Below are 24,549 nucleotides of genomic sequence, written 5' to 3'. Positions count from 1 at the left end.
CACCATGAGCGAGCGGCCGGGGCAGGCCGACCAGCTGGGAATCCCCGCACCTCCCGCGGAGAACTTCCTGGCGTACCTGCGGGCCTTCGGGCCCGGCATCGTCGTGGCGCTGAGCTGGGTCGGCACCGGCGATCTGATCGACAACTCGGTGGCGGGCGGCAACTACGGCTACGCGCTGCTCTGGGTGCTGCCACTCTCGTTGGTCTTCCGGTTCGTGTTCGTGAACGCGCTCGGCAAGTACCCCCTCTACAACGTGCAGCAGGACCCGAGCATCGTGCGCGGCATCGCCCGTGCCCACCCGGCCTTCGGGTGGCTGATGCTCGTCTCCTTCGTGATCTACACGCACATCCTGCTGGCGTTCACGCTCAGCGGGGTCGGCGTGGCGCTCGAGGGCCTGTTCGGCGGGCTCCCGTCGTTCTGGTGGTCGGTGATCGGCGCCCTGTCGGTCTTCGCCGTCACCCTCAAGGGCGCCTACCGGCTGATCGAGCGGATCTTCAAGGTCGTCCTCGCGGTCATGGTGCTGACGTTCGTGGTCGGCATCGTCCTGGTGGGGATCAACTGGGGCGAGCTCGTCAAGGGTTTCGCGTTCGAGCTGCCCCCGCAGCAGGGCCTGTTCGACTCCGGGCTCGTCGCGTCCAGCCTCGTGCTCGCCACGCTCGGCTCGATGGCCAACCTCTTCTACCCGGAGTTCCTGCGCGAGAAGGGCTGGGTCACGCCGGCGCACCGCAAGGTGCAGCAGTACGACCTGCTGTTCGGCACCGTCGTCGTGCTGTTCCTCGCGGTCGCCGTGTGGGCGATCGGCGCCGAGGTGCTCTTCGGCAAGCAGGGCGTGAGCGAGGCGGGCGACATCGCGGGCGCGCTCGGCGAGGCCGTCGGCCCGCTCGGGCCCTACATCTTCTACCTCGGCCTGCTCGGCGCGGCGTGGACGACGGTGGCCGGTTCGTTGTTCGCCCTGGGGAAGATGGTGGTCGAGTCGCTGCACGTGGTGCGGCCGCGCCGGCGCGAGCGCTACGGGAGCGCGATCACCAAGGACCCGGTCTACCGGTGGATGATCCTCTGGGGCCTGCTCGCCGTGGTCTGGTCGCTGCCCCACGCGCCCGGTTTCGTGGCGCTGGTCGTGGTGTCCCACGTGCTCACGTCGCCGTTCCTGCTGCTGATCGTGATCGCCCTCATCGTGATGCTCAACCGCACCGACATCATGGGCCGGTACACGAACAGCTGGAAGGAGAACGTCGGACTCGGCCTGGTCGCCGTGTTCGTCGCGATCGCCGCGGTGCAGGGCATCGGCAAGGCGCTCGGGGAGATGTTCTGACGACCGATGGAGAGGGAACCGCACCGATGACGACCGTTGCAGCCGCCGTGGCGAACCTGCTGGCCGAGGCAGGCGCCCGGCGCTGCTACACCGTGCCCGGCGAGTCGTTCCTCGCCCTGGTCGACGAGATCGCGCACCACCCGCGGATGCAGCTGGTGTCCGTGCGGCACGAGTCGGGCGCGGCGTTCATGGCCGACGCCGACGCGCGGCTCACCGGCGTGCCCGCGGTCGCGATGGCCAGCCGCGGGCCGGGCTCGTCGAACCTGGCGATCGGCGTGCACACCGCCCACCAGGACTCCACGCCGATGATCGTGCTGCTCGGCCAGGTCGACTCGGAGCTGCGCGGGCGCGAGGCGTTCCAGGAGGTCGACCTCGCCGCGTTCTACGGCCCGATCACGAAGTGGGCCGTCACTGCCGAGCGGGCACAGGACGTGCCGGGCCTCGTGGCGAAGGGGTGGGAGATCGCGACGACCGGGCGGCCCGGACCGGTGGCGATCGCGCTGCCGAGCGACGTCGTGGACGTCGAGCTGGGCGATGTCCCGATCACCGTGCCGGCCACCCCGGCGCCGGCCCCGGCGGACCCGGCCGCCGTCGCCGACCTCGCCGAGCGGCTGCTGCGGGCCCGCCGGCCGGTCGCCGTCGCCGGCGAGGGCGCCCGCGGGGCCCGCGACGAGCTGGTGCGCGTGGCGGAGCGCTTCGGCGTCGGCGTGTGCACGTCGTTCCGCCGGCAGGACGCGTTCCCCGTGGACCACCCGCAGTTCCTCGGCCACCTCGGCCTGGCGGTGCCGCCGGAGACCGTGGACGCGGTGTCCGGCGCCGACCTGCTGCTGGTGGTCGGCACGCGGCTCGACGAGATCAGCACCCAGCGCTACCGGCTGCCCGCCCCCGGCTGCGAGGTCGTGCACGTCGGCCGGTACGGCGCCGGCGGCATCGACGCCGATCCCGCGGACGTCCTCGCGGCACTGGCCGACCGGCCCGGCGCGGCGCGGCCGGCGGACTGGAGCGCGACGCACGCCGCCGTCGACGCGTGGTCCACCGCCGCTCCCACCGCGGCCGGCGCCGGCGTGCACCCCGCCGACGTGATCACCGCTCTGCACCGTGCGCTGCCCGCCGACGCCGTCGTCACGAGCGACGCCGGCAACTTCGCGGCGTTCCTGCACCGGTACTGGCGGTTCCCGCCCACCACCACCCAGCTCGCGCCCGTCAACGGGGCGATGGGGTACGCGGTGCCCGCCGCGGTCGCGGCGGCGCTGGCGGCCCCGGACCGCACCGCCGTCGCGGTGGTGGGTGACGGCGGCGTCCTCATGACCGGCCAGGAGATCGAGACGGCCGTCCGGCTCGGCGCGCCCGCCGTCGTCGTCGTGCTGCAGAACGGCATGTACGGCACGATCGCCATGCACCAGGCGCGCGACCTCGGCCGGACGTCGGGCGTCGACATCTCCGGTGTCGACCTCGTGCGCTGGGCCGAGGGCCTCGGGGCCGCCGCGTACGGCGTCACGGACGCCGCCGGGCTCGACGACGCGCTGCGGCAGGCCGTCGGCGGCCGGCGGCCTGCCGTCGTCGCCGTCCGCACCGACCCGGACGTCATCACCCCAGCCGCGACGCTGCACGAGCTGCTCGGCGTGAGCTGACACCCCCTGACGAACGGCACCCTCGTCGGTACCTAGCCGACGAGAGTGCCGTTCGTCGGAGGGGCGGTGACGCGGGTGAGCCACGTCCGCAGCGTCGTCGCCAGCGGGACCGGGGCGTCCAGGTGGATCAGGTGGCCGGCCTGCGGGACGCGGACGAGGTCGGCGCCGGGGATGCCCGCGGCGAGCCGCTCGCCGGTGGCCACCGGGATCCAGGTGTCCTCGGTGCCCCACACCACGGTGACGGGGAGATCGATCCGGCCGAGTGACGCCTCGTTCTCCTCGAGGTAGCGCTCGTCGAAGGCGGCGATCTGCCGGTAGAACGCCGGCTGCCCCTCCGCGCCCAGCCAGGGTGCCACGAGCTCCGCGAGGTCGTCCGCGTGCAGGCCGCGGTGGCTCGCGTTGCCGATGTAGGCCCGGACCAGCGCCTCGTGGATGTAGGGCGGCACCTGGGCGAGGACGTCGGGGTGCTGCCGGACCAGCCGGAAGAACGGCGACCCCGCCGGGGGGATCGCCACCACGTCGGCCAGCAGGAGCGACGCGTAGGGCACCTCGTGGACGAGGTGGGTGCGCAGGGAGACGGCGCCGCCGTAGTCGTGCGCGACGACGTGCGGCCGGTCGAGGCCCCAGTGGTCGAGCAGCGCCGCGAACGCCTGCGCCTGGGCGCCGAAGTCGACGGCGTGCCCGGCGTCCTTCGAGGACCGCCCGTAGCCGGGCATGTCCCACAGGTACACCGTGAAGTCGCCGCTCAGCGCCTCCGCGAACGGCCGCCACAGCCACGACGACCACGGCGTGCCGTGGCAGAAGACCACCGCGGGCCCCGACCCGGCGCGTCCCCACGCGATGCGCCGCCCCTCCCAGGTGAAGGTCTTCGCAAGATCCATGCGGTCAGTGTGGGCCCCTCAGTACGCGAAGCGGCGCACGACCTCCGGGTGCAGGACGACGCGGACCTGGTCCGTGGCCAGGATCGCGGCGAGGTCGTCGGCCCTGGCCGGGTCGTCGAGGTCCCAGTAGCGGGCGGCGAGGCGGGAGGACAGGTCGTGCGCGCCGTCGGTCTCCACGACCGCGCGACCGGCGACGGACACCCAGCGCTCGCGCTCACCCACCGGGGCGGCGACGACGATCGAGGCGCGGGGGTCGCGGTGCAGCCGGCGCAGCTTCGGCGCGTCCGGCTCCGAGAAGAACTGGAGAGTCCCCTCCGCGGTGGCCTCGAACCAGATCGGGCGGGGCTGGGGCGGTTGCGTCGCCCCGGCCACGGTCAGGAAGCCGTGCAAGGGGCGCGCGAGGAACTCGAGGTCCTCGGCGGTCAACGTACTGGTGGCACTGCTCATGACAGGCGATTCAACGGCACGGGCGTGGACGGATCCATGGGTGAGCAGCCGGATTCCCTGTCCGATCGTCTGATCTCGCGGTCGGTGCGGGCGCCGCCCCGCTCCGCGCCGATACCGGCGGCGACCACGAACCCGATGCCGACGACGGCGCTCCAGCCGGGCACCTGGTGCAGCGCGACCAGCCCGACGACCAGCGCGATCGCCGGTTCGATCGCCATCAGCGTGCCGAACGCCGCCGTGGTGAGCCTGCGCAGCGCCAGCATCTCCAGGCTGAAGGGAACGACCGGGAGCAGCACGGCGAGCCCCAGCCCGACCAGCAGCAGCTGCGCGTCGAGCGCCCCGAGCACTGCCGGCGCGCCCGTCAGCGCGACGACCACGGTGGCGGTGAGGCCCGCGACCGGCATCGAGACGGCGAGGCCCCGGAGCCCGGTCGCCTCGTCCCCGACCTTCTGCGTCAGCACGATGTACCCGGCCCAACAGGCCGCCGCGGCCAGCGCGAACCCGACGCCCACCGGATCGGCCCCGCCGTGCCACGGCTCGGTGAGCAGCAGCACCCCGGCCGCCGCGACGAGCGCCCACAGGCGCGCCGTCCCGCGGCCACGCGCGACCGCGACGCCGAGCGGGCCGAGGAACTCCAGCGCGCTCGCCGTCCCGAGGGGGATCCGCGCGACGGCGGCCATGAACAGGAACGTGAGGCCCGCCGTCACCACTCCGAGGAGGGCGCAGGTCAGCAGGCCGCGGCGGGTGAACTCGCACAGCGGCGGGCGGACGAGGACCGCCAGCAGGAGCCCCGCCCACGCCAGCCGCAGCCAGGCGGTGCCCTCGGTGCCGAGCCGGTCGATCAGCCCGACCGACACGGCGAGGCCGAGCTGCACGCAGAGCATCGCGACCACCGCGAAGGCCGAGCCCAGCCGGGCGCCGGAACCGGGAGGAGTACTCACGTCAACCAGTAGAGGGCATCCACATCGTTCGCGTCCACGTGACTTCGATGCACAGACTGTTCATGATTTGTGGATGGAGACGCGGCGCCTGGAGCTCTTGGTCGCGCTGTCCCGGCTCGGGTCGATGCGCGAGGTGGCCGAGGAGATGGGCGTCACCACGTCGACGGTCTCGCAGCAGATCGCCGCGCTCGCCCGCGAGACGGGGACCGTGCTGCTGGAGCCGGTGGGACGGCGGGTGCGGCTCACGCCCGCCGGCCGGCGGCTGGCCGACCACGGCCTCACGATCCTGGCCGCGGTCGACGCGGCCCGGGCCGATCTGGACCCGGACGCCGAGCCCGCGGGCACCGTGCGCGTCGCCGGGTTCGCCACGGCGATCCGGCGCTCGCTGCTCCCGCTGCTGGCGTCGCTGGACGGCACCCGGGTCCGGATGCTGATCGCCGAGCACGAGCCCGCCGAGGCGCTGGACCTGCTCGCCGAGGACGCGATCGACCTCGCCCTCGTCTACGACTACGCGCTCGCCCCGCGCACGGTGGACGACCGGTTCGAGGCCACCCCGCTGTGGACGGCGCGCTGGGGCCTCGGAGGGCCGGCCGGACCCCGGGTGGAGGACCTTCCCGCCATCGCCACGGTCAACCGCCACCGCGACCACGACTGGATCGTGAACTCACGCAACGACGCCGACGAACGAGTGGTCGCCGCGCTGGCCGCGCACGCCGGGTTCACTCCCCGGATCGTGCACCGTGCCGACAGCCTGGACCTGGTCCAGGACCTCGTCGCCGCAGGCCTCGGCGTGGGGTTGCTGCCCGAAGGGCTGGCGGTGCGATCCGGGGTGCGGCTGTTCCCCCTGCGCGAGCCCGACGTGCTGCTGCGGGCGTTCGCAGTGGTCGGGCGGGGCAGGGACGCGTGGGCGCCGCTGGCACTGGTCATGGGCAGGCTCACCCGCTCACGGGGCACCACCTGGTGATCCGGCCCTCCCGCGCGGGTGGTGCCCGACGTCCTGTGTGGTCTACGTGGGCCGGAGCCTCAGCTCGAACCAGACCCTCTTGCCGCCGTGGTGGTCCTCGGACCCCCACCGGTCGGCGATGGTGTCGACCATCCTCATCCCGAGCCCGCCCACGGCAGGGTCGTTGATCTCACGGATCATGGGACGCACGGCGGAACCGTCGGCCAGTGACACGCGCAGCCACCCGTCGGAGTGGGCGAGCTCCAACGCGAGGCTGTGCTCTCCCCCGGCGTGCTCGACCGCGTTGGCGACGATCTCGTGGGTCAGCAGTTCGGCGTCGGCGGCTCCGTCCGGAGAGCTGCACTGCCAGACGTCCAGGATGCTGCGCACCAGGCGCCGGACGGACCGCGGCGCATCAGGTGCCGGAGGGACGTCGAGGGTCATGCTCTGGGTGCTCACCGCAGCGTCGTCCCCCGTCTGTGGCTGCATCGCGAGCCACGAAGCGACTCGGCGCGAGTCCGGTTGATCGGAGGCATACCCGGCGCTCCTGCTGGACGAAACCCGTTCACGCTGGGGAGAAGCGTGCGTCACACGCCCTGCAGAACCCGATCGAGTGCCGCCCGGCCCGCAGGCCCCCAGTGCGGCTTGCCGCCGGGAAGGCCCCGATCCCCGTTCCGTCCCATGAGCATCAGGAAGAGGCTCTTCATGGCGGCCAGCCCGCGGGCGCGCCGGATCGTCGCCTCGTCCGCGTGCGCGTACATGTCGAAGAACCGGGCGGCCGTGCCCGCGGGGAGCAGCACCCACGCGGCGGCGAGGTCCCACGCCGGGTCGCCGGCGAACATGTCACCGAAGTCGACGACGCCCGTGAGCGTCCCGTCCGAGACGACGACGTTCGCGGGATGGAGGTCGCCGTGCACCCACACCGGCGGGCCCTCCCACGCATGGGCCGCGGCGGCGTCGCCCCAGACGGACCGGAGGTCGGCAGCGATGTCGTCGGGGGCGACGGCCTGGAGGAAACCCTCGAAGCCGTCCGTGCAGTTCCTGGGATGGGCGCCGCGGTCCGTGGCGCTCGGCGCCTCGGCGGGCGCCTCCACGTGCAGCGCCCGGAGGAAGCCCGCCAGCGTGTCGGCCGCGTGGGCGCCGCGGCTGATCGAGCCGTGGTCCAGCGGTTCGCCGGGAACCCACGTCATCACGGTCCAGTGCTTGGGGAAGCGCTCGGACGGTTCGCCGGACCGCACCGGGGTCGGTACCGGGAGCGGCAGGCGCGGGGCCAGCACGGGCAGCCACCGCCGCTCCTTGAGCTGGAGGCCCGGGGTGGGGTCCATGCGCTGCATGCGCACGGCCAACTCGTCGCCGAGGCGCCACATCTGGTTGCCCCAGCCGCCCGCCACCTCGCGGATGGCCAACCCTGCGAGGTCCGGGTGCTGCTCCCGCAGCAGGTCGCGGACCAGATCTGCGGTGATCTCGATCTCGGTGTCGGCCACGCGGAGTCACAGTACCGAGGTGGTCCACCCGCGGAACGAGCACTGAGCCGATGCAGGCGCGATCTAGGATCTTCGCATGGCGACCTGTGCGCGGCTCCCCCGATCGTGCTTGCTCGGGAGGGTCCCTCACGGATGCTGACGACAGGCACGGACGTGACGGCACGTGGCCGGTAGCGGCGCTCCTCGGCCGAACGGTCGGGAGTTGCTGGTCAACGCCGGGTTGGCGTTCGCCCAGGTATGGGCGGCCGCACCGGGCCCCCTGCTCGGCCACCTGGTGGCGACCGCGACATCGGCCCTGGCTCCGGTCCTCGTCGCCTGGTTGACCAAGAACATTCTCGACGGCGTGGCGGCCGGGGCCGCCTTCGGCGATCTCGTCTCGGGTGCGGTCATCCTGGCGGTCACAGGCGCCGCGGTGGCCGTGGTCCCGCAGGTGAGCCGGTACCTGACCGGCCAGATCGAGCGGGCGTCCTCCCTGTACTCGACCGACCGGCTGTACCGGGCGGTCGGGCGGTTCATCGGGCTCGGCCGCTTCGAGGACCCAGAGTCGCTCGACCGGCTGCGGCTGGCGGACAACAGCACCCGGGCTCCGGCCATGGTCGTGAACTCCGGGCTGCAGGCGGTCGGTGGCGCGCTGACCGTCACCGGGTTCATCGCGACGCTGGTCGTGGTCAGCCCGGTGATGACGGCCATCGTCCTCGCCTCGTCGATCCCCGTCCTGGTCGCCGAGCTGTGGCTGTCACACCGGCGCGGGGCGATGGAGTGGCAGATCGGCCCGGCCGAGCGCAGGGAGTTCTTCTACAGCAGCCTGCTGACCGAGGTGAACGCCGCCAAGGAGGTCCGGCTATACGGGCTGTCGGACTTCCTGCGCGGGCGGATGCTGACCGAACGCCGCGTCTCGGACTCGGCGCGGCGCGCGATGGACCTGCGGGAGACGTGGACGCAGGGTGGGCTGTCGCTGCTGGGCGCCGCGGTCGTCGGCGGTGGGCTGATCTGGGCGGTCCGCGCCGCCACACAGGGCGAGATCTCCGTGGGCGACGTGTCCCTCTTCGTCGGCGGTGTCATGGGGGTGCAGGGCGCGGTCGGCGGGCTGATCTCGGGTTTCGCGGAAGCGCACAACCAATTGTTGATGTTCGACCACTACCGGCGCATCGTCGAGTCCGAACCCGACCTTCCGATACAGGCCCGTCCCCGGCCCGCCCCAGCATTGCGGCAGGGTATCGAGTTGCGGGATGTGTGGTTCCGCTACAGCGACAACCACCCATGGGCGCTACGTGGGATATCCGTGCACATCCCGCACGGCCGGGCCGTCGGACTCGTCGGCCGTAACGGCGCGGGAAAATCCACGCTGGTCAAGCTGCTATGCCGGTTCTACGACCCGACGCGGGGGGCCATCCACTGGGACGGCATCGACCTGCGCGAGCTCGATCCGGACACGTTGCGGCGCCGACTCGCGGGCGTGTTCCAGGACTACATGGAATACGATCTGACCGCAGCCGAGAACATCGGGATCGGTGATCTGGACGGGCTCGAGGACCACAACCGGATCGTCGCCGCGGCGCGCCGGGCCGGAATCCACGACAAGCTGGTGAAACTGCCACACGGCTACCACACCCTGCTCTCCAGGCTGTTCATGAGCGAGGCCGACAAGGACGACGCCGAGACCGGGGTCGTCGTCTCCGGCGGCCAGTGGCAACGGCTCGCACTGGCCCGCGCACTGTTCCGGGACCAGCCGGATCTCATGATCCTCGACGAACCGAGCTCCGGGCTGGACGCCGAGGCCGAAGCCCGGGTCCACGAGCAGATCCGGCAGCACCGCGCAGGCCGCACGAGCCTGCTGATCTCGCACCGGATGAGCAGCATCCGCGACGCGGACCACATCGTCGTGCTCGACGAGGGTGCGCTGGCCGAGCAGGGAAAACACGACGACCTGATGGCGCGCGACGGGATCTACGCCGGGCTGTTCCGGACGCAGGCCGCGGGCTACACCGATGACGACGCCGACGCGGCGACGGAACAGATCCAGGCGATCCAGCCGGAGACGGTGCCGATCCGGGTCGTCCGGCGAATGCGGTAGTCCGGAAACGGAACCGGCGGTAGCCGAATCCACTGGGGAGTGGATACGACTACCGCCGAACGACCCTACGTCAGCAGTGCGGCCCGCAAGGGATGCCCTTGCGGCAGAAGGTGGGACGCCCACAGCCGTAGTAACAGGTCCGGTTGTGGCAGCCATCGCGGTAGCGGTGGCACCAGTTGCTCTCCTTGCACGCGGCCGCCGAAACTTCTGGCGCGATCCTCGAGAGCACGCGATCGGCGATTCGATACATCATACCCACTCGATGACACCTCCTCTTTGGGGTGAATGGTCCAGGGCACCCTAGCGATCATGGATAGCGGATCGCAAGTTGGGCTACTTCGCCACCAACTCCTTGGCCTCCGCCGTCGAGAGAACCGCCGACACCACCATGTCGCCCTCGACGACGAAGAACGACGGGAAGGTGTCGACCTCGAATCCGGCCCCGATCGGCCCACCGGAATCCGGCTCCCGCACCACGGGCACCGACTCCAGCATGCTCAGCAGTTCGGCACCGCCCTCGCCCGACACCACCGCGAACCCCGGTGTCCCGGACGCCACCGCGTCCGCGAACTCGGGCGCCTGCTCCAGGCACCCCGGGCAGGTGGTCGAGAAGAACCCGATCACCCCGGGCTTGTCACCGAGGAACCCGGCATCCACGGTCCGGCCGTCCGTCGTCTCCGCGGCGAACGCCGGCACCTTCGAGCCGGCGGCCAACCCACCCGGTGCGGGATACGCCGACCCGAGGGTGGCGAACTTGCGCTCGTGCGCGGCGAGCCGCCGCACCACCGCCCCCGTCAACAGCAGGTTGGCGACCACCAGTAGCCCCAGCACCACCAGGGCGACCACGACGAGTTCCACGGGAACACTCCTTCAACGAGTCACGGGCAGCAGCATCGGCCGCGCAGTGCTCAGCCAGCACGGGGAGCAACGACCTCGACCAGATCGTCGAAGTTGGCGACGGCGGCGAGCAGTGCAGCAGCGAGCACACCTGTGACGACGAACGAACCGATCGGGGGCGCCACCGCCTGGTGCGTGGCCGCGAGGACAGCACCGGCGGTGGCGATCGCCGCGAGCACGCCGTTGCGCACGACATGCGCACCTCGCAGCGGCGCCCCGACCGCACCGAAGCAGCGGCAGCGTGGGCGGCGGCCACGCCGCAGGGTCAGACCGATGACAGCCGCGAATCCGAGCAACAGCACCGCACCGAGCGCCAGACCCGCCACCGCGGTGGCAGGCAGCAGCGCAAGCGGGATGACGGCGACCTCAACGGCGGTCACCGCCGCCGCGACCGCAACACGCACGCGCGGCGGCACGTGGAAGTCGGCCAATGACCGCGCGAACTCCGACTGCTCCCGCACCTTGCCGTACGCCGACAACGAGAACACGCCAGCCGTGACGAATTGGCTCGTCAACAGCAGGTAGATCACGCTTCTCCGCTCCGAATGGCCTCGGGCCCCGCAGCGCGAGACAGCAGTCAGTGGGTAGCCACGCTGACCAACGATGATCAGCGGTCACAAGATCGTCAACTGTGATGGGGATCTCACAAGTGGCGCTGTCGTCACGCCACAGGCGGGGTCCACCACAGCCTCGCCCAGCTCGCGTCCTGATGTGGAGGCGGGTGTGTCAAGCGGGCAGGTTAAGATCCACTCATGCTGGCCGATCCGCAGCCCGCGCGGGCACGGTCGGTCGGGCGCCTTCTCCAGATCATCCGGGTGCAGGGCGACAGCATGGTCCCCGCGCTGCACGACGGCGACCGCCTGCTCGCGGTCCGTCCGGGCCCGTGGCGGCCGCTGCGACGGGGTGCGGTCGTCGTCGGGCGGGTACCGGCGGTCGCGGGCGGCGACGGGTCGGCGCTGTTCATCAAACGGGTGCTGGCGCTGCCCGGCGAGATCGCCCGGGTCCCGCTGGACCAGCTGACCGCCGTCCAGCGCTCGGAGGAGTGGTCCGGCGCGAGGATCGACGGCCCGGACGCGACGTGGCCGGTCCCGGCAGGGCACGTGTTCGTCAAGGGCGACGCGCACGACAGTGCCGACTCGGTGAGCTGGGGCGCGATCCCCCGCGGCGAGCTCGTCGGCGTGGTCGTGGCGAGGTTGCACCCCTCCTGAGCGACGACCGGCGTTCGGGTCATAGCCAGGCCCCGCCGGACCCGGCCGCCGTCGCCGACCGGCCGTCGTCGTCGTCGTGAGCTACTCCACTGACGGAGGGGAGGCGACGCGCGTGAGCCAGGACCGGAGCGTGGTGGCCAGCGGGACCGGTGCGTCCAGGTGGAGCAGGTGGCCCGCCTCCCCGACCTGGACGAACTGGGCCCCCCGCGATGCCCGCCGCGAGCCGCTCGCCGGTGGCCACGGGGATCCAGGTGTCCTCCGAGCCCCACACGACGGTGACCGGGATGTCGATCCGGCCGAGCAGCGCCTCGTTCTCCTCGAGGTAGCGCTCGTCGAACGCGGCGATCTGCCGGTAGAACGCCGGCTGCCCCTCCGCGCCCAGCCACGGAGCGACGAGCTCGGCGAGGTCGCCCGCGCGCAGGCCGCGGTGACTCGCATTGCCGATGTAGGCCCGGACCAGCGCCTCGTGGATGTAGGGCGGCACCTGGGCGAGGACGTCCGGGTGCTGCTGGACCAGCCGGAAGAACGGCGATCCGGCCGGCGGAATGGCCACGACGTCGGCCATCAGCAGCGACGCGTAGGGCACCTCGTGGACGAGATGCGTGCGCAGGGAGACGGCGCCGCCGTAGTCGTTCGCGACGACGTGCGGCCGGGCGAGACCCCAGTGGCCGAGCAGCGCCGCGAACACCTGCGCCTGGACGCCGAAGTCGACCGCGTGCCCGGCGTCCTTCGAGGACCGCCCGTACCCGGGCATGTCCCACAGGTACACGGTGAGTGCGCTCAGTGTGGGTGACCCCGTCGCTCAGGTCGCCGTCGCCACGATGAGGACGATGACGGCGGCGCCGACCAGCAGGTCGAGGACAGCGCAGAACTCGGCCAGTGAGCGCACCACGACGATGTCGCGCCGATGGTGGTAGACGTCCCAGGCGGCGTGGCCGACGAGGCCGAGGCCGACGAGGACACCGCCCAGCGTCGGGGCGAGGTACAGCGCCAGTACCGCGGCCGTCCCGAAACCCAGCGCGCCGACGATCTGGCGGGCGTCGGGCATGTCGGCACCGCTCCGGAGCCGCCGGCCGATGCCGACGATCAGCACGGCACCGCTCGTCGCCGCCAGCCCGAGAACCGGTTCGATGTCGAGCTCCGACATCCCGAACACCAGTGCAACGGCTCCGAGTGTCACCGGCCAGGCGCTCCTCGGCCGGTCGAGCACGGCGGCGCTGAGGTAGACGAGCACCGGGATCGCGATGATCAGAGCCTCCTCGACCCCCGCGGCGGGAGTACCGCCCACGAGTTCGGAGATGCTCGACGCCGCGGCCGCCAGGCCGAGCGCGGTGGGCCAGCGTCGGCCGAGCGCACCGAGCAGGGAGCGGGCGGACCGCTGCTCCTCGTTCCCGACGGCCCCGGTCATGGTTGCCTCCGTTGCGCGGTTCTCAGGTCGCTGTCGCCTCGTGCTCCCGCCGGAACCGGCCGGGGGTCGTGCCGAGGGTGCGCCGGAAGGCTCGGTACATCGTCTCGACGGTGCCCAGGCCACAGGTGCGGGCGATGTCCTCGAACGTGGCGTCACTGGTCTCGATCAAGCGCCGCGCCATCTCGACGCGGCTCGCCTGCACGAACGCCGCGGGCGTGCTGCCCGTCTCCTGCCGAAAGACCCGGCTGAACGCGCGCACGCTCATCGCGCAGTGGCGGGCGAGCGCGGGCACCGACAGGTCGGCGTCAGGGTGTTCGGCGATGATCGCCAGGACCTCGCGGAGCGGGACCTGGCGGGGCCTGCGGACCGCGAGCTGCGCGCTGATCTGCGGGAACCCGCCGGGCCGGTGGACGAACATGACCAACTCGCGGGCCGCCGCGCGGGCGAGCTCGCAACCGTGGTCGTGCTCGACGAGAGCGAGCGCGAGATCCATACCGGCGGTGACCCCGGCCGACGTCCACACGTCGCCGTCGCGCACGTAGATGCGGTCGGTCTCGACATCGACCGAGGGGAAGCGCGTCGCGAGCATCTCGCACACCGACCAGTGGGTCGTCGCCCGGCGCCCGTCGAGCAGCCCGGCGCGGGCGAGCAACCACGCGCCCGTGCAGACCGACGTCACCCGCCGGGCCGACCCGGCCGTGCCGGTCAACCACCGGACGAAGGCGCCGTCCTCCGCGGCCTGCCCCGTGCTGTACCCGCCTGCCACCATCAACGTGTCGATGGGGCCCGCGACGCTTCCGGCCTGCTCGGTGCCGATGACCAGCCCGGACGAGGCGGTCACCGCACCGCCGGTCATGGACACGACCGCCGTGGCGTACGCGGGATCGGCGCCGAACCGGTTGGCCATCGCGAAGACCTCGAGAGGACCGACGACGTCCAGACCGAGCACCCCGGGGAACGCGACGATGACCACGACGCGTGGACCGGCCGCGGCCACTGAGCCCATGGACATCATGCTCGACGCCGATGATGCGCCCAGCAAGGCCACAGTCTTGACAGATTCGGCCACGAGCCCCGCTGCCCTGGCCACCCGCCCGGTCATGGTGGGCGGCGGCACGCCGTTCTTCCCGGCGCTGGACAGCTGGGTGAACCTGAACCCGGTGGAGACGCGGACGTTCCCCGGCGGTGTAGTGCTGACCCGGTACGAGACGAGGCGATGAGCACGGGCAACATGCCCGGCTCGTGAGGTCAGGTCGAGACGCCCCGCCGGCGTTGCCGGCGGGGCGTCTGGTGTTCGCGTTGCCGCGTCGGTGCTCAGCGTGCTGGACCCGCGCAGGGAGAGCCGCGCTGACAGTGCCATCACGGTGGTCCGACAGCGCAGGACCCGCATCAGCGCAGGACACGTGTGGTGGAGACGAGGGGAATCGAACCCCTAACCCCCGCCTTGCAAATGTGGAACCGCGCTTAGGCTGGAACCTCCCGCGCTGGTCGCCGACGGTCCTTGCGTACCGTCGTTGACCCTGCCTGACCGGCCCCTGTGGCACGTACGTGGCACGTACGTGGCACGATTCCACAGGACCTACCTGCGCGAGCACCGGCCGCGGCTACATGCCCGAGGGCGCCGCGCGCGCCTACCTGCGCGACCTGCCCGACGCCGAACTGCACCTGCTCGACGCGGGGCACTGGGCGCTCGAGACGCACCTCGACGAGATCGTCGCGCTGACCCGCGACTTCCTCGGCCGGGTGCACCCGGCCCGACGAGCTACGACGCCTGTGCGAGGAGGCGGGCCGGGTCGGTCGTGTAGGCCGCCATCCAGGTCGGCCGCAGCCGGTAGTAGACGACGTCGTTCCAGTCGGACGACGTGTCGCCGTAGAAGTCGCCGTAGAAGCCGCGCATGTACTCGTGGATCGGCGGCCAGTCGGGATGGGTGGACCCGTCGGCCGAGACGAGCTCCTCGACCTCGCCGTGGACGAACACCCCCAGCTCCTCGCCGCGCACGTGCGCCACGCTGGCCGCCGGTCGCACCCGCAGGTGGCGTGCCTTCGCCGCGCCGCGGGCCGTGCCGAAGACCCAGCGCCCGTGCAGGAAGTGCCCGTCGACGGCGCTGACGCGCGGCTCGCCCTTAGCGGTGACCGTGGACAGAACGAGGACGCACATCCCGGTGAGCACCCGGGTCAGCTGCTCGGCCGTCAGGCTGCGCTCGCCGCTGATGATCGACCGCAGGTGCGCGGTGGACCGGCCGAGCGAGGCGTCGATGAGGGTCTGCAGGTCCCGGAGCTCCGGTTCGGTTTCGTACACGCCGTCAGGATGACGCGAAACCCTGACAGAACCTGGACATGAACGGCCCTGGAGTTTCGCCACCCGCTCCCTGACAGTGCTGCGTGATCAAGGTGCCATCCCGGAGACCTGCCGCCCGGCGAGGGCACCGTTCTTGTCCCTGCCTGTACTCGTGGCGCCCAGGCTTCGCGGTGGCGCCGCAGGCGCCGCCTTGGACAAGGAAGGAAAGTCTGAACACGCGGGCATCGGCAGGGTGCCGCGCCTATCAGCGGTCCGCGGTGCACAGGTTAGAGCCCTGTGACGTACGCGGCGGTCGCATCGTCGTGGATCTTTCTCCGCGGCCAGCGGGAGCCGTCGGGGTCGTCGTGCTCGGCAGCGCGGTTCTGGCTGAGGAGTTCGGCGGGCCCGTGGTTTGCGAGGGTGCGCATGATGCCGGGCCAGTCGGTGAGGGCGAAGCGGCCGGCTACCCGGCTGGCGCCATCGCTGAGCAGAGCCAGCGCACGGACATCGGACGCCGGCACTTCGGCGACGATCGCTTCATCGGCGGCGGCTTCGTCGGTGCTGGCGACCTAGAAGCCATCGCGGCTGTCGCGGTGCTCGCGCATGGCGGTGATGTAGTCGCGGAGGGCTCCACGACGTCGCAGCGTCGGCGGACCAGCACGACCGTCGCGGAGGGGGTGCCCGGGTGGGACAGGTCGCACAGGCCGTCGTGGCGGGCGGCGACATCACGGATGCCGGCGCGAAGGAACTCATGCGCCGGGTGCGCCACAGCAGCGTGCGAGCCGCAATGCGCTACCAGCACTCGACGGACCGCCGAGACCGGCAGATCGCCGCCAAGATGAGCCAACGAGCGAGCACTGCGAAGGGCACAAGCACGTGACGGTGTGGCACGTACGTGGCACGGCCCCTGGCGGAGCGATCTCGCTAGGGGCCGTTCCTGCTGGTGGAGACGAGGGGAATCGAACCCCTAACCCCCGCCTTGCAAAGGCGGTGCTCTGCCAATTGAGCTACGTCCCCGTGCTGAGCGGGGACGCTACCCGCACAGCGCGGGCGCTGCGGCCCGGTTCAGCTGTTGGTGGCCTCGTGCCACAGGTCGGTCTCGCGGGAGGCGCGCACCTTGGAGAAGATGAAGGCGCCTGCAGCGAGGGCCACGGCAACGGCGAGAAGCTTCTTCACGTCAGATCACGTCCTGCCTGTCCCGGAGGGATGGGTGGAGCTCGGAGAGTGGGCCCAGCTGGATTTGAACCAGCGACCTCGTCGTTATCAGCGACGCGCTCTAACCAACTGAGCTATGGGCCCCTGCGGCGGAGACGAGGCTACCCCAGCGCCTCCGACCGCTTCCAACCGGATCCCCCCTCGCGTCAGTCCCGCTCGGAGAGGGTGACCTCGATGCCGCCGACGAGGTCGGCGGACACGTTGTAGACGAACGCGCCGACCGTGACCGCCACGGCGAACAGCAGGCTGTTGATCGCGCCGATCACCGCCGCGAAGCCGAACACGCGGCCCGCGCTGATCAGCGGGCTCCCGGTCGGGGTGTCACCGGAGACCAGGTCGGCGTAGGTGCCGTTGAGCCGATCCCAGACGCCCATGCCGTCGAGCGCGCCGTAGAGCACCCCGACGGCCACCAGCCAGATGAAGAACAGCACGACGGCGAGCACGAGCCCCAGCTTCAGCGCCGACCACGGGTCGAACCGCTTGAGCTGCAACGTGGCCTGCCGCGGCGGCCGGTTGCGCACCGACCGTACGGACGACCAGCTCCCGCTCTCCGCCGCCGAGCCGCCGTCCGTGCGGGTGGTGTCCTCCTGACGCGACGGCGGCTCGAGGAATGCGGTGGGGCCCTCGTCGAGCAGCCCGCCGCCGCTCGCCGGCGCCTCCGGGGCCACCTGCTGCGTCGGTTGCTCCGCGGTGTCCCGTCCCGGCATCCGGTGCCACGGCGGCGGGGCCGCCGCCTCCGGACCCGGTCCGGGAACCGGCCCCGGAGCCGGTTCGGGCTCGGGCGCGCGCGGTGCGGGTGAGGGACGGGCGGAGGCGGCCTCCGGTGCGGGGGCGGCGTCCGCCGCCGCCGCGCCCGCGGAGCCCATCGAGGGCAGCCGGAGCTGCGCCGTCGGCGCCTCCGACCCGGTGGGGTCGGAGGCGGTCGCCGCCGCCGGATCGACCGCGGCGCTCCCCCCGGCCGGACCGGCACCCCGGTCCGGCGCCGGGTCGGCCGCCTGCGCGGCCGCCGCCGGTTCGGCGTTGCCGTCGGCGCGCGCCGGTGCCGACCCGTTCGTCGCCGGGGCGACGTCCGCTGCCGCGCCCTGCGCGCCTGCGGCCTGCTGTTGCGGGATCGCAGCCTGCTCACCGGTGGCCACGCGCCCGCGGCCGTCCGGCTCGTCGGGTGTGCTCGTCGTGTCGTTCACGAGGTGAATGTCTCCTCGGGGGCCTCGTGGGGTGGGGCGGCTCGCGCGGTCAGCTCGATTCCTGGTCGTCCGCGTCGTCGTCCTCGGCGTTGCGGGCCACCGCGAGGAGCGTGGCGCTGTCGCCGAGGTTCATCAGGCGGACCCCCTTCGTCTGCCGGCCGGCCTTGCGGACCTCGCGGGCCGATGTGCGGATCACCCCGCCGGTCGAGGTGATCGCGTACAGCTCGTCGTCGATCCCGACGATGAGCGCGCCGACCAGAGTGCCACGACGACGGTCGTACTGGAGGGTCAGAACACCCTTTCCGCCACGACCCTGTACCGGATAGTCCTCGATCGGGGTGCGCTTGGCGTACCCACCGGCCGTAGCGACGAGGACGAAAGTGTCGTCCTGCACGACGGCGAGGGACAGCAGCCGGTCGCCGGCGTTGAACCGCATCCCCAGTACGCCCGAGGTGGCGCGCCCCATCGGCCGCAGCGCGGCGTCGCTCGCGGCGAACCGGATCGACTGCCCCTCTGCGGAGACGAGCAGCAGGTCGTCGTCGGCCGAGCAGAGCACGGCACCGACGAGCTCGTCGTCCTCGCGCAGGTTGATGCCGATCAGGCCGCCGGAGCGGTTGGAGTCGAAGTCGGTGAGCCGGGACTTCTTCACCAGACCGGTTCTCGTCGCGAGGACGAGATACGGCGCGGCCTGGTAGTCCTTGATCTGCATGACCTGGGCGATGTGCTCGTCGGGCTGGAAGGCGAGCAGGTTCGCCACGTGCTGGCCGCGGGCGCTGCGGTTGGCCTCCGGGAGCTCGTAGGCCTTGAGCCGGTAGACGCGCCCCTTGTTGGTGAAGAACAGCATCCAGTCGTGCGTGGAGCACACGAAGAAGTGGGCGACGATGTCGTCCTGCTTCAGCTGCGCGCCCTGCACGCCCTTGCCGCCGCGCTTCTGCGCCCGGTACAGGTCGGTCTTGGTGCGCTTGGCGTAGCCGGTCTGGGTGATCGTCACGACGACGTCTTCGACCGCGATGAGGTCCTCGTTGGTGACGTCGCCCTCGTCGGCCACGATCCTCGTGCGGCGCTCGTCACCGTGCTTCTCGACGATCTCGGTGAGCTCCTCGCGCACGATCGCGCGCTGGCGCTCCGGCCGGGCCAGGATGTCCTCGAGGTCGGCGATCGTCCGCTCGATCTCGGCCAGCTCGTCGATGATCTTCTGGCGCTCCAGCGCGGCGAGGCGCCGCAGCTGCATGTCGAGGATGGCCTGCGCCTGGATCTCGTCGACGTCGAGCAGGTCGATCAGGCCCTGGCGGGCGATGTCGACGGTCTCCGACGCGCGGATCAGCGCGATGACCTCGTCGAGCGCGTCGAGCGCCTTGACGTAGCCGCGCAGGATGTGGGCCCGCTCCTCGGCCTTGCGCAACCGGTACCGCGTGCGCCGGACGATGACCTCGATCTGGTGGCGCACGTAGTTGCGGACCATCTGGTCGAGCCGCAGCGTGCGTGGCACGCCGTCGACGATGGTCAGCATGTTGACGCCGAAGCCCTGCTGGAGCTGGGTGTGCTTGTACAGGTTGTTGAGCACGACCTTGGCCACGGCGTCGCGCTTGAGCGTGATCACGATGCGCATGCCGACGCGGTCCGACGACTCGTCGTTGATCTCGGCGATGCCGGTGAGCTTGCCGTCGCGGTGCTGCTGCGCGATCGACTCGATGAGGTTGTCCGGGTTGACCTGGTAGGGCAGCTCGGTGACGACGAGGGTGGTGCGCCCCTTGGCGTCCTCCTCGACCTCCACGACCGCACGCATCCGGACCGAGCCGCGGCCCGTGCGGTAGGCCTGCTCGATGCCGTCGCGGCCGACGATGAGGCCCGCGGTCGGGAAGTCGGGACCCTTGATGCGCTGGATCAGCGCCTCGAGGAGCTCCTCGTCGGTGGCCTCCCAGTTGTCCAACGCCCAGACGACGCCCTCGCCGACCTCGCGCAGGTTGTGCGGCGGGATGTTGGTGGCCATGCCGACGGCGATGCCGACGCTGCCGTTGATCAGCAGGTTCGGCACCCGCGACGGCAGGACGAGTGGCTCCTGCGTCTTGCCGTCGTAGTTGGCGGCGAAGTCGACGGTGTCCTCGTCGATGTCCTGCAGCATCGCCATGGCGAGCGGCGTCAGCCGGCACTCCGTGTACCGCATGGCGGCCGCCGGGTCGTTGCCCCGGGACCCGAAGTTGCCCTGGCCGTCGATCAGCGGGTATCGCATCGCCCACGGCTGGGCCAGCCGCACGAGGGCGTCGTAGATCGCGGAGTCGCCGTGGGGGTGGTAGTTACCCATCACCTCGCCGACGACGCGCGCGCACTTGACGTAGCTGCGGTCGGGGCGGAAGCCGTTCTCCCCCATCGAGTAGAGGACGCGCCGGTGCACCGGCTTGAGCCCGTCCTCGACCAGCGGCAGCGCGCGGCCGACGATCACGCTCATGGCGTACTCGATGTAGGAGCGCTGCATCTCCTGCTGGATGTCGACCGGTTCCATCCGGTCGCCCTCTCCAGGCGGCGGCAGCGTGGGGTCCAGGGTGTCGGTCATGGTCCTTCTCTGCTCGTGCGGTTCTGACGCGGCCGGGGACTACACGTCCAGGAACCGCACGTCCTTGGCGTTGCGCGTGATGAACGACCGGCGCGACTCGACGTCCTCGCCCATGAGGACCGAGAACAGCTCGTCGGCTGTGGCGGCGTCGTCCAGCGTGACCTGCAGCAGGATCCGGTGCGCCGGGTCCATCGTGGTCTCCCACAGCTCCTTGGCGTTCATCTCGCCGAGGCCCTTGTAGCGCTGCACGCCCTCGTCCTTGGGCAGCTTCTTGCCCGCCTGACGGCCGGCCTCGATGAGGCCGTCGCGCTCCCGGTCGGAGTAGGCGAACTCCGGAACCGCGCCGCGGCCGCCCCACTTGATCTTGTAGAGCGGCGGCTGCGCGAGGAACACGTGCCCCGCCTCGACCAGTGGCCGCATGAAGCGGAACAGCAGGGTGAGCAGCAGGGTGCGGATGTGCTGGCCGTCGACGTCGGCGTCGGCCATCAGCACGATCTTGTGGTAGCGCAGCTTCGACAGGTCGAACTCGTCGTGGATGCCGGTGCCCAGCGCCGTGATGATCGACTGGACCTCGGTGTTCTTCAGCACCCGGTCGAGGCGGGCCTTCTCGACGTTGATGATCTTGCCGCGGATCGGCAGGATCGCCTGGAACATCGAGTCGCGGCCGGACTTCGCCGAGCCGCCCGCGGAGTCGCCCTCCACGATGTAGACCTCGGACTTCGACGGGTCGGTGGACCGGCAGTCGGCGAGCTTGCCCGGCAGGCCGCCGATGTCGCCCGCGCTCTTGCGGCGCACCAGCTCGCGCGCCTTGCGCGCCGCCATGCGGGCCTGCGCGGACTGCACCGCCTTGTTGACGATGGTGCGCGCCTCGGTGGGGTTGCGCTCGAACCAGTCGGCGAGCCACTCGTTGCTGACCCGCTGCACGAACGACTTGACCTCGGTGTTGCCGAGCTTGGTCTTGGTCTGCCCCTCGAACTGGGGCTCCTTCACCTTGACCGAGACGATCGCGGCGAGACCCTCGCGGATGTCGTCGCCCGAGAGGGCCGGGTCCTTGTCCTTGAGCAGCTTCTTCTCGCGCGCGTACCGGTTGACGGTGGTGGTGAGCGCCGAGCGGAAGCCCTCCTCGTGCGTGCCGCCCTCATGGGTGTTGATCGTGTTGGCGAACGTGTAGACCGACTCGGTGTAGCCGTTGTTCCACTGCATCGCCACCTCGACCGCGTGCCCGGCGGCCTCCGCGGTGTAGGAGACGAGCTTCTTGTGGATGGGGTCCTTGCTCTTGTTCAGGTGCGCGACGAAGTCCTCGAGCCCGTTCGGGTAGTGGAAGACGTACTCCTTGACCTTCGCCACGTAGCCCTCGGCGTCGGGCTCCTCGGCGTCCACGCTGTCGCCGTTGCGCTCGTCACGCAGGCAGATGGTGAGGCCCTTGTTGAGGAAGGCCATCTCCTGCAGGCGGCGGCGGATCGTCTCGATGTTGAACGTGAGCGTCTCGAAGATGTCGCCGTCGGGCCAGAACGTGACCGTGGAGCCGGTGTGCGTCGTGGGCTCCCCCTTGCGCAGGGGGCCGGGCACCGAGCGGGCGTAGTGCTGGCGCCACACGAAACCGTCGGTGTGGATCTCGACGTCGAGTGCGACCGACAGCGCGTTGACCACCGAGACGCCGACGCCGTGCAGGCCGCCCGACACCGCGTAGGAGTCGCTGTCGAACTTGCCGCCCGCGTGCAGCATGGTGAGCACCATCTCGACGGCGGGCTTCTTCTCCACCGGGTGCATGCCGACCGGGATGCCGCGGCCGTCGTCGACGACCCTGACGCCGCCGTCCTCCTGCAGCGTGACGTCGACGCGCGTGGCGTGGCCCGCCATCGCCTCGTCGACGGCGTTGTCGACCACCTCCCAGATCAGGTGGTGCAGACCCCGCTCACCGGTGGACCCGATGTACATGCCGGGCCGCTTGCGGACCGCCTCCAGTCCCTCGAGAACGGTGATGGACGACGCGCTGTAAGCGTTCTTCTTCTCCGGCACGGGCAGCCTGTCTCCTCGCCACACGACGGCCCATGGCGGGCGCACGAGCGCGCCCCCGCGTCAGAGCCTCTCGACCGGGCGATCGGGGAGCGCCCGGGAACACAGCTCCATCATACCGGGGCGCCCTCGCAGAAACGCGGCTAGGACACCCCCAGGATCGCCGCAGGCAGCCGATCGGGAACCAGGACGGGTCCGCGAGGCCGCCACGGGGGGACGAACGGGCTGCGGCCGCATCACGTCGCCCTGATTCGGCGCAGGGCGCGCGCGCATCAGCCGTACGTGTCCCGGGGCCCGCGGCCACGCACGTGCCGCGGACCGTGCCGCCAGCTGGGCCCGGAGGGGCCGACCACGCGGATCCGGCGCACCACGTCACGCCCGACGGCGCCGGCGAGCCGGCCCAGCAGCTGGCGCTGCAACGTGCGCAGCTGCGTGGCCCACGCCGTCGACTCGGCCTGCAGCACGAGCTCGCCGTCGCGCAGCGACAGCGGGGTGCAGTGGTCGGCGATGTCGGCACCCACGAGCTGGTGCCAGCGGCCCAGGACGGTGGCGTCGGTGAGGCGGGGCGACCACCCGCGGTCGAGCGCGACCCGGGACACCAGGCGGCCGAACGGCTGCGGGTCCCGGTCGTCCGGGCCGGGACCCGACCAGCGCCTGCGCCGGCCGCGCGCCTTCACCGGCTTGCGCCCCTGCATCTCCGCGGTCCGTTTCGCCGCCCGTTCCGCCGACGCCTCGCGGGCCGCCCGCAGCGCCTCGCGGGCGAGATCCGAACCCCGTCCGCGATCAGCGGTCATCCCCGATCCATCCCCAGGGTTGGGGACAGGCGGGCCCGAATCGGGTGCGCCGGACGGCTTTCCGGGCGCGGCGGACGGTCGTTTTTGCTCGTCATCACCAGGACGACCGGAGTTATCCACAGTATCCACACCTTTGTCCCCAGGTGGCCGAGATCACAGCCGGCCTCCTGACGTGGCCTCTTGCGCCAGCCGCTCGACATTCCCCCCACTCACCGCGAACCGGACCCCGGCGAGACCCTCGGGAACGTCCTCCGGAACCGCCGCGGTGATCAACACCTGCTCGGCACGGCGCGCCACCTCGGCGAGCGCGCTGCGCCGGCGCGCGTCCAGCTCGGCGAAGACGTCGTCGAGCACCAGGACCGGTTCGACATCGTCCGCGCACAGCAGCCGGTAGGACGCCAGCCGCAGGGCGAGCGCGATCGCCCAGGACTCCCCGTGGCTCGCGTACCCCTTCGCGGGCCCCTCCCCCAGCTGAAGCTCGAGGTCGTCGCGGTGCGGGCCGACGAGGCACACCCCGCGCTCCACCTCCTGGCGGCGCACCCGCGCGAGCGCCTCCAGCAGGAGGGGCTCCAGCTCTGCGGCCGGTGATGGCAACTCGCCCTCGAGGCTCGAGCGGTAGCCGAGCGCGATCGCGTCGGAGGTCGGGGCGACCTCGGTGAACGCCTCCACCGCGAGCGGCGCGATGCCGGCGACGAGCTCGAGCCGCCCCGCGAGGAGCGCGGCGCCGTGGCGGGCGAGGTGGCCGTCCCAGACGTCGAGGGTGCGCAGGTCGCCGCCGCCGCGTGCGGTCTTGAGCAGGGCCGAGCGCTGCCGCAGCACCCGGTCGTAGTCGGAGCGGACGGCGGCGAAGCGCGGGAAGCGCGTCACCAGCAGGTCGTCGAGGAACCGGCGGCGCTCGCCCGGATCCCCGCGGACGAGCGCGAGGTCCTCCGGTGCGAACAGGACCGTGCGCAGGATCCCCAGCACGTCGCGCGGCTTTGCCGGCGCGCGGTTCACCCGCGCGCGGTTGGCGCGGCCGGCCGCGATCTCGAGCTCGACGGCGAGCTCGCGACCGTGGTGCACCACGACGCCGCGGACGACGGCCCGCTCCGCACCGCGCCGGACCAGCGGCGCATCCGTGGCGACGCGGTGCGAGCCGAGCGTGGCCAGGTACCCGGCCGCCTCCACCAGGTTGGTCTTGCCCACGCCGTTCGGGCCGACGAGGACGGTGACACCGGGCTCCAGGTCGAGCTCGGCGTCCTCCCAGGAGCGGAAGTCGGTGACGGCGAGGCGGCGCAGGTGCACG

The 24,549-nt window shown here is 71.7% G+C and carries 24 protein-coding genes, 2 tRNA genes and 1 pseudogene; 7 read left to right on the top strand and 20 right to left on the bottom strand.

The window, feature by feature from the left end:
- The first annotated feature begins 4 nt into the window (after positions 1–4).
- Complete coding sequence (locus tag FB558_RS14690) at positions 5–1,312, top strand: Nramp family divalent metal transporter (RefSeq protein WP_170231305.1); 1,308 nt, start codon at positions 5–7, stop codon at positions 1,310–1,312.
- 26 nt (positions 1,313–1,338) lie between these two features.
- The gene (locus FB558_RS14685; protein WP_142053022.1) at positions 1,339–2,943 is read left to right on the top strand and encodes a thiamine pyrophosphate-dependent enzyme; all 1,605 of its coding nucleotides are present in this window, start codon (positions 1,339–1,341) and stop codon (positions 2,941–2,943) included.
- A 32-nt stretch (positions 2,944–2,975) separates the two neighbouring features.
- Here the strand turns inward: FB558_RS14685 and FB558_RS14680 are convergent, their stop codons facing one another.
- The 3 genes from FB558_RS14680 to FB558_RS14670 are packed head-to-tail and all read right to left on the bottom strand — an operon-like array spanning position 2,976 to position 5,212.
- Positions 2,976–3,824 carry an alpha/beta fold hydrolase gene (locus tag FB558_RS14680; protein ID WP_142053020.1) on the bottom strand — a complete coding sequence of 283 codons (849 nt, stop codon included), beginning with the start codon at positions 3,822–3,824 and terminating at the stop codon, positions 2,976–2,978.
- Positions 3,825–3,842: 18 nt separating this feature from the next.
- Complete coding sequence (locus FB558_RS14675) at positions 3,843–4,271, bottom strand: pyridoxamine 5'-phosphate oxidase family protein (RefSeq protein WP_142053018.1); 429 nt, start codon at positions 4,269–4,271, stop codon at positions 3,843–3,845.
- Positions 4,268–5,212, bottom strand: coding sequence for an EamA family transporter (locus FB558_RS14670; protein WP_246106435.1), 945 nt, complete (start codon positions 5,210–5,212; stop codon positions 4,268–4,270). The genes FB558_RS14675 and FB558_RS14670 overlap by 4 nt, the downstream gene beginning before the upstream one ends.
- 73 nt (positions 5,213–5,285) lie before the next feature.
- Between FB558_RS14670 and FB558_RS14665 the strand changes: the two genes are divergently transcribed.
- Positions 5,286–6,176: a LysR family transcriptional regulator gene (locus FB558_RS14665; protein WP_142053016.1), complete on the top strand. Its 891-nt coding sequence runs from the start codon at positions 5,286–5,288 to the stop codon at positions 6,174–6,176.
- A 42-nt stretch (positions 6,177–6,218) separates the two neighbouring features.
- Here FB558_RS14665 and FB558_RS14660 read toward each other — a convergent pair whose 3' ends face one another.
- Both FB558_RS14660 and FB558_RS14655 read right to left on the bottom strand, forming a co-directional pair.
- Complete coding sequence (locus tag FB558_RS14660; RefSeq protein WP_170231304.1) at positions 6,219–6,614, bottom strand: ATP-binding protein; 396 nt, start codon at positions 6,612–6,614, stop codon at positions 6,219–6,221.
- Positions 6,615–6,742: 128 nt separating this feature from the next.
- The gene (locus FB558_RS14655; protein WP_142053012.1) at positions 6,743–7,639 is read right to left on the bottom strand and encodes an aminoglycoside phosphotransferase family protein; all 897 of its coding nucleotides are present in this window, start codon (positions 7,637–7,639) and stop codon (positions 6,743–6,745) included.
- 202 nt (positions 7,640–7,841) lie between these two features.
- Here FB558_RS14655 and FB558_RS14650 point away from each other — a divergent pair, with 202 nt between their 5' ends.
- Positions 7,842–9,713: an ABC transporter ATP-binding protein gene (locus FB558_RS14650; protein ID WP_246106434.1), complete on the top strand. Its 1,872-nt coding sequence runs from the start codon at positions 7,842–7,844 to the stop codon at positions 9,711–9,713.
- 333 nt (positions 9,714–10,046) lie between these two features.
- Here FB558_RS14650 and FB558_RS14645 read toward each other — a convergent pair whose 3' ends face one another.
- Both FB558_RS14645 and FB558_RS14640 read right to left on the bottom strand, forming a co-directional pair.
- Complete coding sequence (locus FB558_RS14645) at positions 10,047–10,571, bottom strand: TlpA family protein disulfide reductase (RefSeq protein WP_142053008.1); 525 nt, start codon at positions 10,569–10,571, stop codon at positions 10,047–10,049.
- A gap of 50 nt (positions 10,572–10,621) precedes the next feature.
- The gene (locus FB558_RS14640) at positions 10,622–11,140 is read right to left on the bottom strand and encodes a MauE/DoxX family redox-associated membrane protein (protein ID WP_142053006.1); all 519 of its coding nucleotides are present in this window, start codon (positions 11,138–11,140) and stop codon (positions 10,622–10,624) included.
- Positions 11,141–11,362: 222 nt separating this feature from the next.
- Here FB558_RS14640 and lepB point away from each other — a divergent pair, with 222 nt between their 5' ends.
- Positions 11,363–11,818: a signal peptidase I gene (gene lepB, locus FB558_RS14635; RefSeq protein WP_142053004.1), complete on the top strand. Its 456-nt coding sequence runs from the start codon at positions 11,363–11,365 to the stop codon at positions 11,816–11,818.
- 19 nt (positions 11,819–11,837) lie between these two features.
- Here lepB and FB558_RS14630 read toward each other — a convergent pair whose 3' ends face one another.
- From FB558_RS14630 to FB558_RS14620, 3 genes are read right to left on the bottom strand one after another with little or no spacing between them, the layout of a single operon-like run.
- Positions 11,838–12,587, bottom strand: coding sequence for an alpha/beta fold hydrolase (locus FB558_RS14630; RefSeq protein WP_142053002.1), 750 nt, complete (start codon positions 12,585–12,587; stop codon positions 11,838–11,840).
- A gap of 33 nt (positions 12,588–12,620) precedes the next feature.
- Complete coding sequence (locus tag FB558_RS14625) at positions 12,621–13,226, bottom strand: hypothetical protein (protein WP_142053000.1); 606 nt, start codon at positions 13,224–13,226, stop codon at positions 12,621–12,623.
- A 22-nt stretch (positions 13,227–13,248) separates the two neighbouring features.
- On the bottom strand, positions 13,249–14,232 hold the full coding sequence (locus FB558_RS14620; protein ID WP_142052998.1) for a GlxA family transcriptional regulator: 984 nt from the start codon (positions 14,230–14,232) through the stop codon (positions 13,249–13,251).
- Between the two features lie 73 nt (positions 14,233–14,305).
- Between FB558_RS14620 and FB558_RS14615 the strand changes: the two are divergent.
- A pseudogene (locus FB558_RS14615) lies at positions 14,306–14,446 on the top strand (dihydrofolate reductase family protein); the annotation flags it as partial.
- Positions 14,447–14,988: 542 nt separating this feature from the next.
- On the opposite strand, the gene FB558_RS14605 reads toward FB558_RS14615, so the two are convergent.
- Positions 14,989–15,525 carry a pyridoxamine 5'-phosphate oxidase family protein gene (locus FB558_RS14605; RefSeq protein WP_142052996.1) on the bottom strand — a complete coding sequence of 179 codons (537 nt, stop codon included), beginning with the start codon at positions 15,523–15,525 and terminating at the stop codon, positions 14,989–14,991.
- Between the two features lie 266 nt (positions 15,526–15,791).
- Positions 15,792–16,025 (bottom strand): hypothetical protein, encoded by a 234-nt coding sequence (locus FB558_RS14600; protein WP_142052994.1) that lies wholly within the window; start codon positions 16,023–16,025, stop codon positions 15,792–15,794.
- A gap of 164 nt (positions 16,026–16,189) precedes the next feature.
- Between FB558_RS14600 and FB558_RS14595 the strand changes: the two genes are divergently transcribed.
- Positions 16,190–16,384, top strand: coding sequence for a hypothetical protein (locus FB558_RS14595; RefSeq protein WP_142052992.1), 195 nt, complete (start codon positions 16,190–16,192; stop codon positions 16,382–16,384).
- A gap of 61 nt (positions 16,385–16,445) precedes the next feature.
- Here the strand turns inward: FB558_RS14595 and FB558_RS14590 are convergent.
- The 8 genes from FB558_RS14590 to recF all read right to left on the bottom strand — a co-directional run bounded on the left by FB558_RS14590 (position 16,446) and on the right by recF (position 24,548).
- Positions 16,446–16,521: transfer RNA gene (locus tag FB558_RS14590), tRNA-Ala, on the bottom strand.
- 48 nt (positions 16,522–16,569) lie between these two features.
- Positions 16,570–16,680: a DLW-39 family protein gene (locus FB558_RS43910; RefSeq protein WP_211366403.1), complete on the bottom strand. Its 111-nt coding sequence runs from the start codon at positions 16,678–16,680 to the stop codon at positions 16,570–16,572.
- A gap of 49 nt (positions 16,681–16,729) precedes the next feature.
- Positions 16,730–16,803: transfer RNA gene (locus FB558_RS14585), tRNA-Ile, on the bottom strand.
- 62 nt (positions 16,804–16,865) lie between these two features.
- The gene (locus FB558_RS45680) at positions 16,866–17,903 is read right to left on the bottom strand and encodes a DUF3566 domain-containing protein (RefSeq protein WP_425468004.1); all 1,038 of its coding nucleotides are present in this window, start codon (positions 17,901–17,903) and stop codon (positions 16,866–16,868) included.
- 49 nt (positions 17,904–17,952) lie between these two features.
- Positions 17,953–20,454: a DNA gyrase subunit A gene (gene gyrA, locus FB558_RS14575; protein WP_142052990.1), complete on the bottom strand. Its 2,502-nt coding sequence runs from the start codon at positions 20,452–20,454 to the stop codon at positions 17,953–17,955.
- Between the two features lie 39 nt (positions 20,455–20,493).
- Positions 20,494–22,473, bottom strand: a complete 1,980-nt coding sequence (gene gyrB, locus FB558_RS14570) for a DNA topoisomerase (ATP-hydrolyzing) subunit B (RefSeq protein WP_142052988.1) — start codon at positions 22,471–22,473, stop codon at positions 20,494–20,496.
- Between the two features lie 269 nt (positions 22,474–22,742).
- A complete protein-coding gene (locus FB558_RS14565) occupies positions 22,743–23,264 on the bottom strand; it encodes a DciA family protein (RefSeq protein ID WP_142052986.1) in 522 nt (173 codons plus the stop codon).
- Between the two features lie 153 nt (positions 23,265–23,417).
- Positions 23,418–24,548, bottom strand: coding sequence for a DNA replication/repair protein RecF (gene recF, locus FB558_RS14560; RefSeq protein WP_142052984.1), 1,131 nt, complete (start codon positions 24,546–24,548; stop codon positions 23,418–23,420).
- Position 24,549 lies beyond the last annotated feature (1 nt).

It is taken from the genome of Pseudonocardia kunmingensis, assembly GCF_006716445.1.
In the GTDB taxonomy this organism is placed as follows: Bacteria; Actinomycetota; Actinomycetes; order Mycobacteriales; family Pseudonocardiaceae; genus Pseudonocardia; species Pseudonocardia kunmingensis.
The sequence above is the reverse complement of the archived record's forward strand: the minus strand, read 5'-3'. Positions and strand labels throughout refer to the sequence as shown.